Annotated in this window: 17 protein-coding genes; 14 read left to right on the top strand and 3 right to left on the bottom strand. The window is 39.9% G+C overall.

Features of this window, described 5'->3' with window-relative positions; translation table 11 throughout:
• Positions 1–196 precede the first annotated feature (196 nt).
• On the top strand, positions 197–1,051 hold the full coding sequence (gene accD, locus CGC50_RS04940) for an acetyl-CoA carboxylase, carboxyltransferase subunit beta (RefSeq protein ID WP_002669238.1): 855 nt from the start codon (positions 197–199) through the stop codon (positions 1,049–1,051).
• 44 nt (positions 1,052–1,095) lie between these two features.
• Here the strand turns inward: accD and dtd are convergent, their stop codons facing one another.
• From dtd to epsC, 3 genes are read right to left on the bottom strand one after another with little or no spacing between them, the layout of a single operon-like run.
• Complete coding sequence (gene dtd, locus CGC50_RS04935) at positions 1,096–1,551, bottom strand: D-aminoacyl-tRNA deacylase (protein WP_002669264.1); 456 nt, start codon at positions 1,549–1,551, stop codon at positions 1,096–1,098.
• Positions 1,552–1,607: 56 nt separating this feature from the next.
• Entirely contained in the window at positions 1,608–2,531 is a 924-nt protein-coding gene (gene cysK, locus CGC50_RS04930; protein ID WP_002669337.1) for a cysteine synthase A, read from the bottom strand.
• 31 nt (positions 2,532–2,562) lie between these two features.
• Positions 2,563–3,387, bottom strand: coding sequence for a serine O-acetyltransferase EpsC (epsC, locus tag CGC50_RS04925; RefSeq protein ID WP_002669366.1), 825 nt, complete (start codon positions 3,385–3,387; stop codon positions 2,563–2,565).
• Positions 3,388–3,630: 243 nt separating this feature from the next.
• Between epsC and CGC50_RS04920 the strand changes: the two genes are divergently transcribed.
• The 13 genes from CGC50_RS04920 (at position 3,631) to CGC50_RS04860 (ending at position 16,362) form a co-directional block, all read left to right on the top strand.
• On the top strand, positions 3,631–3,753 hold the full coding sequence (locus tag CGC50_RS04920; protein WP_095909930.1) for a FeoB-associated Cys-rich membrane protein: 123 nt from the start codon (positions 3,631–3,633) through the stop codon (positions 3,751–3,753).
• Between the two features lie 35 nt (positions 3,754–3,788).
• On the top strand, positions 3,789–4,502 hold the full coding sequence (locus CGC50_RS04915) for a pyridoxine 5'-phosphate synthase (protein ID WP_002669372.1): 714 nt from the start codon (positions 3,789–3,791) through the stop codon (positions 4,500–4,502).
• Between the two features lie 9 nt (positions 4,503–4,511).
• Positions 4,512–5,282, top strand: coding sequence for an alpha/beta fold hydrolase (locus CGC50_RS04910; protein ID WP_095909929.1), 771 nt, complete (start codon positions 4,512–4,514; stop codon positions 5,280–5,282).
• 7 nt (positions 5,283–5,289) lie between these two features.
• Positions 5,290–5,625: a phage holin family protein gene (locus CGC50_RS04905; RefSeq protein ID WP_002669168.1), complete on the top strand. Its 336-nt coding sequence runs from the start codon at positions 5,290–5,292 to the stop codon at positions 5,623–5,625.
• 71 nt (positions 5,626–5,696) lie between these two features.
• Positions 5,697–6,410, top strand: coding sequence for a type IX secretion system protein PorG (gene porG, locus CGC50_RS04900; protein WP_002669354.1), 714 nt, complete (start codon positions 5,697–5,699; stop codon positions 6,408–6,410).
• A gap of 72 nt (positions 6,411–6,482) precedes the next feature.
• A complete protein-coding gene (locus CGC50_RS04895) occupies positions 6,483–7,211 on the top strand; it encodes an isoprenyl transferase (RefSeq protein ID WP_095909928.1) in 729 nt (242 codons plus the stop codon).
• A 1-nt stretch (position 7,212) separates the two neighbouring features.
• Positions 7,213–9,834, top strand: a complete 2,622-nt coding sequence (locus CGC50_RS04890) for a BamA/OMP85 family outer membrane protein (RefSeq protein ID WP_198541637.1) — start codon at positions 7,213–7,215, stop codon at positions 9,832–9,834.
• Between the two features lie 75 nt (positions 9,835–9,909).
• A complete protein-coding gene (locus CGC50_RS04885) occupies positions 9,910–12,501 on the top strand; it encodes a DNA gyrase/topoisomerase IV subunit A (protein ID WP_095909927.1) in 2,592 nt (863 codons plus the stop codon).
• Between the two features lie 116 nt (positions 12,502–12,617).
• The gene (locus CGC50_RS04880) at positions 12,618–13,097 is read left to right on the top strand and encodes a DUF6756 family protein (protein ID WP_095909926.1); all 480 of its coding nucleotides are present in this window, start codon (positions 12,618–12,620) and stop codon (positions 13,095–13,097) included.
• Positions 13,098–13,458: 361 nt separating this feature from the next.
• Positions 13,459–13,998 (top strand): hypothetical protein, encoded by a 540-nt coding sequence (locus tag CGC50_RS04875; RefSeq protein ID WP_198541636.1) that lies wholly within the window; start codon positions 13,459–13,461, stop codon positions 13,996–13,998.
• A gap of 32 nt (positions 13,999–14,030) precedes the next feature.
• Positions 14,031–14,948 carry a leucine-rich repeat domain-containing protein gene (locus CGC50_RS04870; RefSeq protein WP_095909925.1) on the top strand — a complete coding sequence of 306 codons (918 nt, stop codon included), beginning with the start codon at positions 14,031–14,033 and terminating at the stop codon, positions 14,946–14,948.
• Between the two features lie 95 nt (positions 14,949–15,043).
• Complete coding sequence (locus CGC50_RS04865; RefSeq protein WP_157909417.1) at positions 15,044–15,514, top strand: hypothetical protein; 471 nt, start codon at positions 15,044–15,046, stop codon at positions 15,512–15,514.
• Positions 15,515–15,570: 56 nt separating this feature from the next.
• Positions 15,571–16,362, top strand: a complete 792-nt coding sequence (locus CGC50_RS04860) for a hypothetical protein (RefSeq protein WP_095909923.1) — start codon at positions 15,571–15,573, stop codon at positions 16,360–16,362.
• Positions 16,363–16,502 lie beyond the last annotated feature (140 nt).

The following is a 16,502-nucleotide window of genomic DNA, read 5'->3' as shown; positions in this document are numbered from 1 at the left end:
TTTTTCACAAAGAATTCGTATATATTTGATTTTCAATATGTTATAAATTGTGAATAAAAACTTGTCAATATTAACATAAAAAGAAATCGCCATCTGAGAAAAAAATAGTAACTTTGCCCTGCAAAAATTCTTAGAATGTATCTTGTGAAAGAGAACTATGTCAGAGATGGATATGGGCTAAGAGAATGAAAAATATATGTCTTGGTTTAAGAGAAAAACAAAGGGGATACAGACCGCCACAGAGGAGAAAAAAGATATTCCACAGGGATTGTGGTACAAGTCTCCTACTGGGAAAATTGTAGAAACAGAAGAGCTTGCTCAGAACTGTTATATAAGCCCTGAGGATGGCTATCATGTTCGTATAGGTAGCAAGGAATATTTTGAAATTCTTTTCGATGGGAAGTTCAGCGAGTTGGACAAGACCATGAAGTCCAAGGATCCTTTGGATTTTGAGGATACAAAGCGATACAAAGACAGGCTCAAGGAAGCTCAGAAGAAAACGGATCTATATGATGCTGTGCGCTGTGCAGTAGGAGAGTCCAAAGGGCGTGAGATTGTTATTGCTTGTATGGATTTTGACTTCATCGGAGGCTCTATGGGAAGTGTCGTAGGGGAGAAGATTGCCCGCGGGATCGACTATGCCATCAAGAACCGATTGCCTTTTATGATGATCTCCAAGTCCGGAGGAGCTCGTATGATGGAGGCTGCTTTCTCTCTGATGCAGATGGCCAAAACTTCCGCCAAGCTCGCTCAGCTTGATGATGCTGGCTTGCCTTATATCTCACTTTGTACAGATCCTACTACAGGTGGGGTGACTGCCTCCTTTGCTATGCTGGGGGATATCAATATAGCCGAACCTGGCGCACTGATAGGCTTTGCAGGGCCTCGTGTGGTAAAGGATACCACAGGAAAAGACTTGCCAGAAGGCTTCCAAACAGCAGAGTTTGTACAAGAACATGGCTTCTTGGATTTTATTGTCAATCGTAAGGAGCTCAAGGACAAGGTGAACTTGTATATAGACCTTGTGATGAACCTTCCAGTAAGAGCGTAAATATTGTCGAAACCTTATTTATAAAAAAATGCGTGATTTCTTCTTTAGAAGTCACGCATTTTGCTGTCGATAAAGATAGTAACAGGGCCATCGTTGCATAGGCTTACCTGCATATCGGCTCCGAATACTCCTGTGGCAATTTCCTTTCCTGATAGTTGTTGTAGGGTATGGACAAACTGCTCATATAGAGGAATTGCCCTTTCGGGTCTTGCCGCTCGAATGTAGGAGGGGCGGTTCCCCTTCTTTGTCTGGGCATATAGGGTGAATTGACTTACTACCATTAGGGCACCACCTGCTTCCTGTACCGAGAGGTTCATCACCCCATTATCATCGTTGAACAGACGGATTTGAGTTGTTTTCTTACAGAGAAAATCAATATCCTCTTGGCTATCACTCTCTTCTATACCTAAAAGCAGAAGTAGCCCTTGGGAGATCTGGGAATGAATCCTTCCTCCAATGGCTACTTGTGCTTCTTTGACTCGCTGGATAAGTAAACGCATAAATAATTGTTAGTCTTCAATGGTTAATTTCCAATACTAATGGGAGTCATTAATCATTAATTAGGGTTTTCCTCGAAGAGGTCAGCTACAGACCAGTAGCGGTCTCCAGAGTCATAGTTGACAGTAAGCACCACTTCATTAGCTTTGATTTCAGGGAGTTTCTTAGCGATAGCGGCTAAAGAAGTTCCAGTGGAGATACCTGCTAAGATACCTTCTGTTCGGGCTAAGCGGCGGGTATAGTCATAAGCTTCATCTTTATCAATGGTGATGATACCATCATAGATAGAAGTATTGAGTGTCTTAGGGATAAAGCCTGTTCCGATACCTTGTAGTGGGTGAGGGCCGGGTTTGTTTCCGCTAAGCACAGCAGAGGTGGCAGGTTCTATACCGAATACTTTGGTCTGAGGGAATTTCGCTTTGAGTATTTCTCCAATTCCAGAGAGATGCCCTCCGGTACCAATTCCAGAGATAAAGTAGTCTACTCCTTCGGGGAAGTCGCTCACGATTTCTTGTGCTGTCGTTAGGCGGTGTATCTCGGGGTTGGCAGGGTTTTCGAACTGTTGAGGTACCCAAGAATTAGGGATAGAAGCGGCCAATTCTTTGGCTTTCTCTACAGCACCCCCAGTACCTTTTTCTTTAGGAGTAAGCACAAAAGAAGCTCCATAGGCAGAGACCAATTTGCGGCGCTCCACACTCATGGATTCAGGCATTACCAGAATGAGCTTGTACCCTTTTACAGCTGCTACAAGAGCAAGACCTACTCCAGTATTCCCAGAGGTGGGTTCTATAATAGTGGTATCTTTGTTGATAAGCCCTTGTTTTTCAGCTTGCTCAATCATAGCCAAGGCGATACGATCCTTGATACTTCCTCCAGGGTTGCTCTTCTCAAGCTTAATCCAAACTTGGTGTGAAGGGAAAAGCTTGGCCAAACGAATCACGGGAGTGTTTCCGATAGCTCCCAAAATGTTGTTGTACTTCATAAAAATATAATTATAGGTTATGTATTAAGGTTTATATATGAAAAAATATAGGTTCAGGTGATAGGTTTTTTCCTTTGGTTATCATCTCACTCTTGTAATAGATTACGGTATAGGGGTCTATTCCTTCGGTAAGCCATACATTGCCCCCTATAGTGCTGTCGTGTCCTATATGTCCACTACCCAAGATGGTTGCTCCGGAGTAGATGACCACATTGTCACCAATATTCGGGTGGCGTACGGTATCTTTCTTATCCTTGGCTACCGATAGCGCCCCAAGGGTAACTCCTTGGTATATTTTTACATTATTACCAATCACACAGGTCTCTCCTATGACAATACCTGTTCCGTGGTCTATACAGAAATTGTCTCCTATCTGCGCACCAGGGTGAATGTCTATTCCGGTCTTGCTATGGGCAAATTCGCTCCACACGCGGGCTAAAAGCTTCAAGTCCTGTAGCCATAGCTGATGGGCAAAGCGATGTACCACAATCGCATAGAAGCCAGGGTAAGCTATATATACTTCTTCCAAATTCTGTGCCGCAGGGTCATTGTCCAAGATGGCTTGTGCATCGCGGAGCAATCGGCAGTAGACCTCCTCTATAGAAGAGAAAAAGGTAGTGGTTGCCTGCTGAGCACGTTGGTTATCTCTGAAATAGTCATAGATAATCTCGGAAAATTCCAACTGTTTGGCTTTCAGTTTTTGTTCTACCTCATAACTACATTGGCAAGGTTCTGTATCCAAGGAGAAGAGCAAGCGGTATAGACCATCTATAAAATCCTCTGCTTTTTTCTTTGGAAGCGTATTGGTAATGTTGTTTCGCTGTGCTAATATGAGTTCCGTGAGTCGGTATTCCATTTTCTAATTTAAAAAAATAATCTTTTAATAAAAAAGATAGTAAAAAAATCTTTGCAAAGGTACATATTTTTTCCGAAAAAAAAAATTTAAAAGCATTTTTTTCAAGAATTTTTTTTTATTTTTAGTGAAATAAATTTGCAAATATTTGATTTACAATATTTTGAAATTTATTGTTTGTCATTAATCATTGAGCATTAATTATTTGTCATTATTTTGTACCTTTGTCACGAAAATAGTATACAGATGATACAAGATATTATTACCTATGCTTTAGTGGCATTAGCCATTGTTTTTTTAGTAAAAAAATTCTTTTTCACTAAGAAAAAAAAATGTGGGGGTGGCCCTGATTGTAAATGTGGAGGATAATTTGTACCTTTGCCCCTTGTTAAAAGTATATTCAAATGACAAAGCTCAGTGTAAATATCAATAAGATAGCTACTCTTCGCAATTCACGAGGTGGGAATGTTCCTAATTTGTTGCAAGTAGCTACTGATTTACAAGACTTTGGAGCGGAGGGGATTACCATACACCCACGACCCGATGAGCGCCATATCCGCTACCAAGATGCCTTAGATCTCAAGGAAATAGTACATACAGAATACAATATAGAAGGGAATCCCATTCCTAAGTTTGTAGACCTTGTCCTCAAGGTGAAGCCTACACAAGTAACCCTTGTCCCTGATGCTGAGGATGCTATTACCTCCAATGCTGGTTGGGATACCCTTACTCATGGGGCATATCTGACGGAAATTGTTGCCGAGTTCAAGCGTCATGGGATTCGCACCTCTCTCTTTGTAGATCCTGTAGAACGTATGGTGGAGGCTGCTGCTAAAACAGGAACCGACCGTGTGGAACTCTATACAGAAGCCTATGCTCGAGAGTACGCTCGTGGCAACAAGGAGGGGATTCGCCCTTATGTACAGGCTGCTGAGGTAGCTCAGAAGGTCGGGTTGGGGCTCAATGCAGGGCATGATCTTAGTTTGGACAATTTACAATATTTCAAAGAGCAGATACCTGGCCTTTTGGAAGTCTCCATAGGGCACGCCCTCATTAGTGAGGCTCTCTACTTAGGCCTTCAGAATGTGGTGAGTATGTATCTGTATCGTCTCAAATAGTATAATAATATGGAGCTTATTAATTCTCAAATAGTAGGAGAGGGAAAGCCGCTAATTATCCTTCATGGTTTCTTAGGTATGGGGGACAACTGGCGTACCCACTCCCTTCACTTTGCTGAAAAAGGGTATCAGGTACATGTGATTGATGCTCGTAATCATGGGCATAGCTTTCATTCTCCTGAATTTTCGTATACTCTTATGATGGAGGATCTGATTCGCTATATGGATTATCACCAGATCGCCTCAGCACCTCTTATTGGGCATTCTATGGGAGGGAAGACTACTATGCTCTTGGCAGTCACTTATCCTGAGCGGGCTGAACGTATCGTGGTGGTCGATATGTCGCCTAAGTACTATCCAGTGCACCACAAGGTCATCTTGGATGCCCTCTCTACCTTGGACTTTTCTCAGATCAAGACTCGTGAGCAGGCTGATCAGCAGTTAGGCAAGTTCATCATAGATGTCCCTATACGCCAGTTCTTGCTTAAGAATGTCTATAGAAAGACAGCAGATCAGTTGGCCCTGCGTATCAACCTACCTGTACTGCGTGAGCGTGTAGCCGAGATAGGTACAGCGCTCCCGGTAGGAACTATCTATCAAGGGAAAACACTCTTTTTGATAGGAGGAAAGTCTCACTATGTATTGCCAGAGGATATGCCCCTGATCATGCAACATTTTCCTAAGGCTGAGGCTGTAACCATACCCGATGCTGGACACTGGGTACAGGTGGAAAAGCCTAAAGAATTTTTCGAAATTACTTATCAATTCCTACAAAAATAATCACAAAATGAAGTATATAGTCAATCTGATTATTACCAGTATTCTCATATTGGGGCTGAGCAAGGTATTGCCTCATATCCAAGTAAGGGATTTTTCGGATGCCTTGTTATTTGCCTTGGTAGTGGGAGTACTCAATATATTTCTAAAGCCGATCTTGATAGTACTTTCTTTACCTATTACCATGATCACCTTTGGATTGTTCCTCATCATTATCAATACCATTATTATAATATTGGCAGATAGGCTTATTGAGGGAATTCATATTGAGGGATTTTGGTATGCTGTACTTTTTAGTCTCTGTCTCTCAGCGGTACAATCTCTTTTGCAGGGCAATAATCAGTGATTAGTTCTTACTAAATCGAAAACTTAACCTTCCCCTGAAATTAACAATTAACGATTAACAATTATAGAGTAATGCATAAATATTTTCTTTGGTTGATACTTACCTGCTGTGCCATCACGAAGGGGTGGGGGCAGTATAATGAAATAGGGGTTTTCTTCGGAGGAGTGAACCCCATTGCGGACATTGGTTCTACTTATTATGTCTTTCCCACCAAGCCCGCTATAGGCTTACTCTACAAGCGCAATATCCGCAAACAGCTCTCTCTACGTGCCGATATCAAGTGGTTTGACCTCTGGGATAGCGACCGTAGAGCCACCACCGATGCCCGTCGTAACAGGGACTTTGCTTTCCAGAATCGCATGGTCGAGATGGGAGCAGGTGTGGAGTATGATTTTCTGCATTTCGATACCCATGAGCCTTTTAAGCTTCTTTTTACCCCCTATGTACATACAGGCTTCTATTATTTCAAGATGGATCGATTGTATTTTGACGATATTACCACCCCCAGTCAGCATGCCAAGTATCAGACCTACCCAGAGCGTGATGAATCATGGGCAATACCTTTTACCTTGGGTGTCAAGACTCGCCTATGGGGATCCCGCTTCTTAGTAGGGGCAGAAGTGAGTATGCGCTATACCTTTACCAACAATCTTGATGGAAGTAAATCGGGCAAAGGGGTACACTTCGGCAATCTCAATACCAACGATTGGTACATGGTATCAGGACTATACCTTACCTATACCTTCGGAGCTAAAAAATGTAATTGTTTCGAATTTGCCAAATAAGATATAAATTTTTTCAGGTTTGCCAAAAAAATCATATCTTTGCACACTTGATAGTAACTTGCAGATAAGCCAATGGATATAGAAAGTAAAATGCTCCCCCGACATTTGGCAATTATCATGGACGGGAATGGGCGTTGGGCAAAACAACGAGGCAAACAACGCATTTTGGGGCATGAAAAAGGCGCTAAGACCGTGCGCGAAATTATACAGGAGGTAACCCAGTTAGGGATTCCTTACCTGACTCTCTATACTTTTTCTACAGAGAACTGGAAGCGCCCCAAACTGGAAGTGGAGGCGCTTATGCACTTACTATCTCGTTATCTTAAGAAAGAGGTGGAGATCATGCAGCAGAACAATGTACGCCTCAATGCTATAGGGGATTTAGAAAGCTTGCCTTCCAAAATCCAAAAGGAACTCCACAAAGCCATGGAAGCTACTAAGGGTAATACCAAGACTGTGGTAAGCTTGGCTTTGGGATATGGAGGACAACAGGAGATCCTCCAGATGGTACAACACATAGCTCAAAAGGTACAGCAGGGCGAACTCTCCTTGGACGAAATCACTGCAGAGAGAGTGCAAGCGGCTCTTTATACCAAGGAGATTCCTCCCGTGGACTTGCTTATACGTACCAGTGGAGAATGTCGTATTAGTAACTTCTTGCTCTGGCAAATAGCTTATGCTGAGCTCTACTTTACCGATGTCCTATGGCCTGACTTTTCTTCAGAGGAACTACATAAAGCACTTTTTAATTATCAAAATAGAGAACGCAGATTTGGAAAAACCAGTGAACAACTTAGTTAGTATGAGAAGAACTTTCATATACATTTTTGGGATACTTTTTCTCCATACCGCCTATGGGCAACAAGAGGAAACCCATCAGGCTACTACTGTGAGAGATACTCTCCAGTCGGTGGCTGTTATTGATACCCTCTCGCAGGAACAGAATCTTACCGCTTTGGAAAAAGGTAGAGATTTTGTCATTGGGGGCATAGAGGTCAAAGGAGCTAAGCACTACAATGCACAGACTATCATTGTTGCCTCTGGACTGAAGGTTGGAGATAGGATTACCATCCCCAGCGAACGATTTACCCGAATCATTCATAAGCTTTGGAACTATCAGGTATTCAATGATATAGATATATATATAGCCAAAACAGAGGGGGATAAGGTCTTCTTGGAGTTTGTCATTCAGGAGATTCCTGAACTCACTGAGGTCAAGGTAGAGGGGATTCGCAAGAGAAAAGCAGAGGAACTCCTCAAAAAGCTTGAATTGGACAAGACTCATTTGGAATCCAGAAAGAAGGTCAATGAGAGCCTCATCGCCAAGACTAAGTCCTATATCACTGATAAGTATCGCAAGGAAGGTTACCTAAATACCAAGGTACATATTACTACTTCTCCAGCGGATTCCTTGGGTACCAAGGAACGTATGCTTATCCGTATAGATAGGGGTAACAAGGTGAAAATCAATAGTATATCGTTTGAAGGAAATGAAAAATTTGCCGATAGCAAGCTCCGCCGCAAGATGAAAAAGACCAAACAACGCTTCTTCGGACGCTTCTGGAAACGCTCTAAGTATGTGCAAGATAAGTACAACGAAGACTTAGCTTCCTTGATTGATTTCTATAAGGAAAACGGATATCGTGATGCGCGTATCACTCATGATACTCTCTATGATGGCAAGGAGAATATCAACCTAAAAATATCTTTGCAAGAAGGGAAAAAATACTATTTTGGTGATATTAAGTTCCTCGGAAATAGTGTCTATAGCAACCAGATGTTGGATCACATATTAGGACTTAAGAAAGGAGAAATATACAATGGTGTACAGCTACGTAATCGTATCAATGACCCTAAAGATCCTGATGCCAATAGTATCTCCAACCTCTACCAGAATACAGGATACCTTTTCTCTCAGATCAATCCTGTGGAGACTTCGGTAGTGAATGATACGATCAATTTCGAGATACGTATCCATGAGGGGAAACCGGCTCACTTTAATAATATTACGGTAACAGGTAATACCACTACCAATGATAAGGTCATTTATCGAGAATTGCGTACACGCCCAGGGTATCTCTATTCCAAAGAAGATGTAATCCGTACCGTACGAGAGCTTTCCCAGTTGGGGATATTCGATGCACAAAGCATCAACCCTCAGATCAAGAATCCAGATCCGAACTCCGGTACAGTGGATTTAGAGTATGTGCTCAATGATACCAGTTCTTCCAGCCAGATACAGCTGCAAGGAGGTTATGGCGGGGGAGGCTTCATGGGAACCCTCGGGTTGAACTTCAATAACTTCTCTATACAGAATATTTTCGATAAGAAGTCCTATAAGCCCCTCCCTATGGGAGATGCCCAGAAGTTAGCTCTCAATGTCAGTGTAGGGCGTGCTTATAGGGTGGCTAGCTTCTCCTTCATGGAGCCATGGATGGGAGGAGAGAGACCCGTTCAGTTCTCTATAGGGTTCAACTATTCTGTGAGCTATGACTATAACTATTATACCTATGATGTAGATAAGAGCAAGCGCTTCTATATCACAGGGGTTACTTTAGGATTGGCCAAAAGGCTGAGAGTACCTGATGATTATTTCCAATTGGCTCAGTACGTCAGCTACAACTATTATGACCTAAGGAACTATAACACTACGCTCTTTACTTTTGGGAATGGACATTCGAATGCCTTGGCTTATACCGTATCGCTAAGTCGTCGTTCCAGTGGGCCTAACCCTATATTTCCTTTGGGAGGTAGTGACTTTACCATTACAGCCAAGCTCACTCCCCCTTACTCTCTTTTCAATGGGGTAGATTACAAGTCCCTCATGGAACAGCGTGCTGTGGCGGAGGCTAACAAGAATACTAACCGTATCGGGGAGATAGACCAAGAGCGCTTTAAGTGGTTGGAGTACTATAAGCTGCGATTGCAAGGTAACTGGTATCTCAATCTCGTAGATAAGCTCGTACTGCGCCCTGCTGTGGATTTCGGTTACTTAGGATACTATAACAGAGACAGAGGTACTGTACCTTTCGAACGTTTCTTAGTAGGAGGAGATGGAATGTCCTACAACTCTTTAGAGGGTAGGGAATATATACAAATGCGTGGTTACCCGAACCAATCTCTCTCCTCACGCGATGGAGATGTGATCTATAACAAGTTCTCTTTGGAATTACGCTACCCAATTACCCTCAAGCCTATGGCTTCCATCTACGGATTGGTATTTGCAGAAGGGGCGAACTCCTTCGGAAGTTTCTCTCAGTACAATCCGTTCGATATCAAGCGCTCTGCTGGTTTTGGAGTACGTATCTTTATGCCTATGCTTGGACTCTTAGGGTTTGACTTCGGATATGGATATGATGGTATCAACGGACAAACCACTCCTCATGGTTGGGAGACACATTTTATCTTTGGACAACAATTTTAATATAAGGTAATAGGTAATAGGAAACAGGTAACAGATGTCCTATTACCTATTATCTATTACCTTTTACCTTATTTTATGGAAGAACACCCTATACCACCACAAGCCCTACAAGGGGAACCTCAAGAGACCATTACTCGTATCAGTGGGATGTACCAGAATTGGTTTCTCGATTATGCCTCCTATGTAATCCTCGAACGTGCTGTCCCCGCCTTGGAGGATGGCTTTAAGCCTGTACAGCGTCGTATCATGCACTCTATGGATGAGCTGGAGGATGGTCGCTATAACAAAGTAGCCAATATAGTAGGGAATACCATGAAGTACCACCCTCATGGCGATGCTTCCATAGGGGATGCTATTATTCAGCTTGGGCAAAAAGAATTGCTGATCGATACTCAGGGAAGCTGGGGGAATATTCTCACTGGCGACGATGCTGCTGCTCCTCGATATATCGAGGCTCGCCTTTCCAAATTTGCTCTGGACGTCCTCTTTAGCCCTAAGGTTACCCAGTGGCAGAAGAGTTATGACGGCCGTAATGACGAGCCTGTACACCTACCTGTGAAGTTTCCCCTGCTCTTAGCCCAAGGAGCAGAAGGAATTGCCGTAGGACTCTCTACCAAAATCCTACCTCATAACTTCAACGAACTCATTGATGCTTCTGTACTTTACCTCGAAGGCAAGCCCTTTGAGCTGTATCCCGATTTCCCTACCGCAGGGATTATGGACGCTGCTGGATACAGTGATGGTATGCGTGGAGGGCGTATCAGGGTACGAGCTCGTATCGCTCAGAGGGACAAATCTACCTTGGTCATCACCGAGATACCTTTTGGCACCACTACCTCTTCCCTGATAGATTCTATTCTCAAAGCCAATGAAAAAGGTAAGATAAAGGTACTTAAGGTAGATGACAATACCGCTGCCAATGTAGAAATATTAGTACACTTGCCCAAAGGAATTTCTCCAGATAAGACTATCGATGCACTCTATGCTTTCACCGATTGTGAGACCTCCGTATCTCCTCTTTGTTGTGTAATTGAGGGGAGTAGACCTCTCTTTATAGGGGTAAGTGATATCCTAAAGAAAAGCACGGATAGGACAGTAGAGATTCTCAAAAAAGAATTGGAGGTCAAGCTCGATGACCTTGAGCAGAAGTGGCACAATGCTTCCTTGGAGAAAATATTTATCCGTGAGGAGATGTATATTGACTTCAAAAACTATAGTGATAAGGAATCACTCTATGCCTACTTATATAAGCGCTTTGAGCCTTTTGCAGAACAACTCCTGCGCCCTATCACCGATGAGGACTTGGAGCGCCTCACCCAGATTCCTATGATTCGTATCACTAAATATGATACTTACAAGGCGGAGGAAAATCTCCTCAAGATAGAAGAGAATATAGCAGAGGTGAAAGATCACTTGGCTAACCTCATTGCCTTTGCCATAGATTATTTCAGAAATCTCCAAAAAAAATACGGAAAGGGCAAAGACCGTAAGACCGAAATACGTCCGTTCGATACCATTGAGGCAACCAAGGTTGTCGTGCGCAATCTCAAACTCTATGTCAATCGAGAAGAAGGTTTCGTAGGGACATCCCTCAAGAAGGACGAATATGTAGCTGATTGTAGTGATATAGATGATATAATTGTCTTCACTGCCGATGGAAAGATGATTATCACTAAGGTTACCGAAAAGAGCTATATAGGCAAGAATATTGTTCATGTAGGAGTATTTAAGAAGAATGACACCCGTACAGTATACAATTTGGTATACCGCAACGGGAATGATAAGATCTCCTATATCAAGCGCTTTACTGTTACAGGAATTATCCGAGACAAGGAATACGATGTGGTAGAGCCTCATAAGGACTCCCAAGTACTGTATTTCTCGGCTAACCCCAATGGGGAAGCCGAGGTAATCTCTGTTATACTTCGCCAAGCAGGGAGCGTGAAGAAGCTCAAATGGGATATCAATTTTGCCGATATCCTTATCAAAGGAAGAGCCTCTCGCGGAAACATCGTAACCAAATATGCCATCAAGCGTATAGAGCTCAAGGAAAAAGGCGTTTCTACCCTCAAGCCACGCAAGATATGGTACGACCCTATCGTACACCGTCTCAATACCGAGGGGCGTGGAGAGCTACTCGGCTCCTTCAAGGGAGAGGATAGGTTGCTACTTATCAGCAAGGATGCCATCGTCAAGACGGTAATCCCTGACCTCTCCCTACACTTTGACCCGAACCTGCTGATTATAGAGAAATGGAACCCTGAAAAGCCCATTTCAGTAATCCATTACGAAGGGGAAAAGGAACGCTATTTTATCAAACGCTTCTTGGTGGAAAATCCTAACCGAGAGGAACTGGTCATCTCCGACCATCCTAAGTCTCAGCTGCTCTTTGTCTCCACCCAGTGGCGTCCTATGGCCGAGGTAGTATTTACCAAGACAGGCAGAGAGCGTGCTGAAAACCAAATAGTTAATATAGAAGAGTTTATCGCTATCAAGGGTATCAAAGCCATTGGCAACCAGCTCTCTACTGAGCGTATCAAGGAGATTGTCCCCTTGGAGCCACTTCCATACGAAGAACCCCAAGAGGAGGAAACCGCTACCGAAGAGGAGGAAACTGCTACGCCAGAGGTGATACAACCTGATTTGTTTAGTGGTTTGGATCAGTAGTCAGTAGTCAGTAGTCAGTGGTCAGAAGTCAGAGACTGAATGCTACCAAAAAAGGCAGTTTGGCAGAGGTAATTATATAATTCAACTCATTCAAAAACAAACAAATGAAATAACTAATGGTAAAGAAAAAACGAACCTGGACAAGTCTTAGAACAGAAATAGCACAATTAGTGGTTCAATTGCAGATTTCTTCAGAGGATTTCTGCCCATTAGGGATAGATGAATGGAAAGCTGTAGAGACTCAGATTTATAAGACATTCTGTAAGCATCAAAGAGGTAGGTACTATTGGCTTTGGGAGGATTTCTCTCAAGAAGCGGTTGCTTTTGTTCCGCCCCATAATCCTGAAAATTATCTTACTGAACTTATTGATGCACAGGAAGAGATATTCTTTATCTTTGCAGAATCTCAGAATGATAAGTTTTGGTTTTATGAAGGGAGGATAACCCCAGTACTCCCACTTATAGGAGAACTTCGTCATTATGATGAGTTTTATTTTGTTTCTAAGAAATACGAATGGCTTATAGCTATTAATCATCATGATGCTTTTATTGCTACAGGCAGTAAAACAGAGACCTTGAAAAGTATTATCTCATAGAGAAAAAAACTAGCCTCAATTCATCACCAGCGTGATGAATTGTAAAACACTGATAGCTAACAACTAACGTGAGTTCGACGTAAGCAAAATTATATTTTTTCTCCCACGGATTTTCACGGAGAAAATGATACAACTAAGCGTAATTCTGTAATTTTCACGGATAAATAAGACCAAAGGTCTTATACAAATCTGTGTAAATCGCAACAACACAATTACACAGACATAGAAAATCTGTGAAATCCGTGAAAATCAGTGGGAGCTTTCGTTATATCGAACTCATGTTAATTAATAGGTCGAATCTATGGAAATCGTACGGCTATAATGCTGATACGAATCAAAAAATACAAAAAAACAAGAACTTATGGGTATTTTTTTAAAGATAACTTACGAATCAAGATACGCTGGGAATTTTGAAAATAATGTAAAACAAATAAAAGTTGCAAGATATATAATTGACAATCTAAATAATATGATATGGCAGGAATCTATATCTAATCAATTACAGAAAATAGACAGGCATCACATATCATTAAGTATTATTTTAAGGCTGTTTAATATAAAAGATATTGAAAAAGGTAAATTAAAATCGTATGCTCGGTATATGCGAAAAAAAGATGAACTTGATATAGACCAAATGCTTGTTTTAAATAAATATGTAGATCTTTCAGAGGACGAAATGCGTAATGAACTCTGTAGTGATATTCTTATCTATCTAAAAGAGTTGTTGATAAAATACAAAGGTCATTTTCAAGATTTTGATTCTGTAGCTTTTATTCCTTTATTGGAAAACCGGATTGAGAAAATTAAAAATAACGAATTTGAAGATAATTATTATGAAACAGAATCTTTTGCTATGTTAAAACAAGTCGAGGAAATAAAAAAACAACTCAATAAAATTTGATACAGAAGCTGGATATGTGAAAAGATAAATATATGTTATCAGGTCTAATAAAGAAATACAATTTAAATAATATCTCAGCAAACTACATTTCTTCCCAAAGGAGTGCTATACGGCTATACCGAAATAAAGTAGTAGAAATAATATTTTCTGAAGAGAATATTGATTCTCTTGATGATTTTTTACCTTTTGCGGATACTCTGAAAGAAATAACCTTTTATAAGTGTAATTTGTCAGATTTAAGCGAGTTAAAGCGATTGGAGCAACTTAGAGACTTAACCTTAGAATGTTGCTCTTTCCCCCATATGGATGTATTTGATAACTTTCCTAATTTCCCAGCTTTAAAGACTTTAGAGATTACAAAAAATAAAAAGATAACCAATTTGAATATTAGTAGTAATTCAATTAAAATATTAAACATCTCGGATACTTCAATAACGAATTTAGCAAATGTAAATATTCCCAGTTTAAAAGAATTACGCACAACAAATAATTATATTAAGTTTATAGATAAATCCTTTCCTAAATTAGAGAATTTATATGTAGATTTTAAAGATTTTGATTTTTATTCTTTGAAAAGCACACCAAATTTACGGAATTTGCACGGCTATAATACAGATACGAATCAAAAATTGGAAGGATTGGAAAATTGTAAAAAACTAAAACATTTAGATTTATATGATTCTCCATTTACTAATTTTCTTCCTTTTAAAAAATTAAAATCTCTTGAGTTTTTAGATGTACAAGAAAATAAAATAGAGAGTTTAATAGGGTTAGAACACCTACCTCATTTGAAAAAACTGTATATGTTCTATAATCCTATTAAAGAAATAAGTGATATAGCTCCTATCAAAAATTTGCAAGTAATAGCTATAGAAAAACACAAAATATTAAAAATCATAGATGATTTGAATCTTTTAGGCATTAAGTACATAGTATTAGGTGAAGGGTGATTTTAGATATGTTCTTAAAGCTTCAAAACCTTTCCAATCAGTACAATACAAAAGCCCTTCGTGAAAGATAGCACTTTTGAGAAAACTAAATGACTATGAAAAAAGGTAATATAATAATCCTATATCAGATTGATTTAGAAATATATAAAAAAGTAAAAAGGGAAAACTACTATCATTTTTCTAAATCTGAAATCGTTGAGAAAATGCTATGGGGAGAGGTTTTAATTTTAAATGATGATAAAACTCTTTTTCATTTTCAGGCTGATTTGCTTAAATTCTTCATTGTTTTTGCTGATAATTTAGAGAAAATAGTTTCGGGAGAAGAAACAAAAAATGAAGTATTTAGTGTGTATGATGATTATCATTTTTCCCTCAGAAGAGAGGATGAAGAGTATGTTCGTATCCTATTCAATGGACAAAGAAAGTCGTTGTTCACCATCAAAAAATTACTGCATAAAATAGAAGCTGTAAAACAAAAATTATACAACGACTTTAAGATACTATACCCTGATTATGAGCAATTGAAAAACTTGGATTACTTGGAGCGTAAACTGGTAAGCTTGTAGGTTGTGTCTATTCATTATTGTCCAAAATACCGTAAGTACTATACTATCAAAAAACTATGATTCATATCGAAAAAGGAAAAATAGATACATTTCAAGTGGGAGATTTCTCCGATATAACAAGAATAGAAAGGAATTCGCTTACATTTTTCTTTGAAATAGAAAATAAGCGTATTCAGACTATTTCTGTTCGGGATGTAAAAGAGATAGAAGTATATGGCAAAAGGATTACAGTAGCTACTCTTGATACAATTGCACAAGAAAAGCCTATTATAGATGGAGACTTCTATATTTATCCAAACTTACAGCTGTCTTTGTACATTGATTTAAAAAACAAAATCTTTGCACAAGTATTAGTTTTTGATAGTTCCTTGGTAGATTTGTATGTTCCAAAAGCATATAAATTGATAGAAGATAGTTTGCTGAGGTGTTCTAATATATTGGAAATAAATCCTTTTAAATCCGTTAATCAATTTGTATTTGATACTACTTTAGAGGATTTTAAAAAGGAATACCACATCACAACAATGCCCGTAGAAGGGATTGGAGGGAAGAAGATATTTGAAAGTGCCTCTTTATTGTTTGAATTTTACAATCAGTTGCTTTGTAGCATATATGTAAAAACGCCTCGTTTATTTGATAAGATACTTGTAAGAGATTATGATTTGAATAATGATAAAGATATAAAAAGACTTATAAGGACTGAAAAAGTATTATATCGCGGTGATTGGATAGTTATACCTGCTTTAGGAATTAGTATTGAAGGAGACAACTTAACAAGGTTGTGTTTTTACAATGAATATGTAGCTCCTTTTTGGGAGAATATACGTCGACCTATCACAAGTTGGTAAGGAATCAAGGGGGTAGTAGAGCTTTAATACTCTCCCCAAAATATTGAAAATCCTATATCATAGAGAGAAGCGTTTTTTAAGGCTTAATTGATAAGGGAATACAGGGGGGCAAATACTCACACCCAAGCGAAAAAGTTGAA

The sequence above is a fragment of the Capnocytophaga gingivalis genome, assembly GCF_002302415.1.
Taxonomy (GTDB): domain Bacteria; phylum Bacteroidota; class Bacteroidia; order Flavobacteriales; family Flavobacteriaceae; genus Capnocytophaga; species Capnocytophaga gingivalis.
This window is presented reverse-complemented; position numbering and strand designations above follow the sequence as displayed.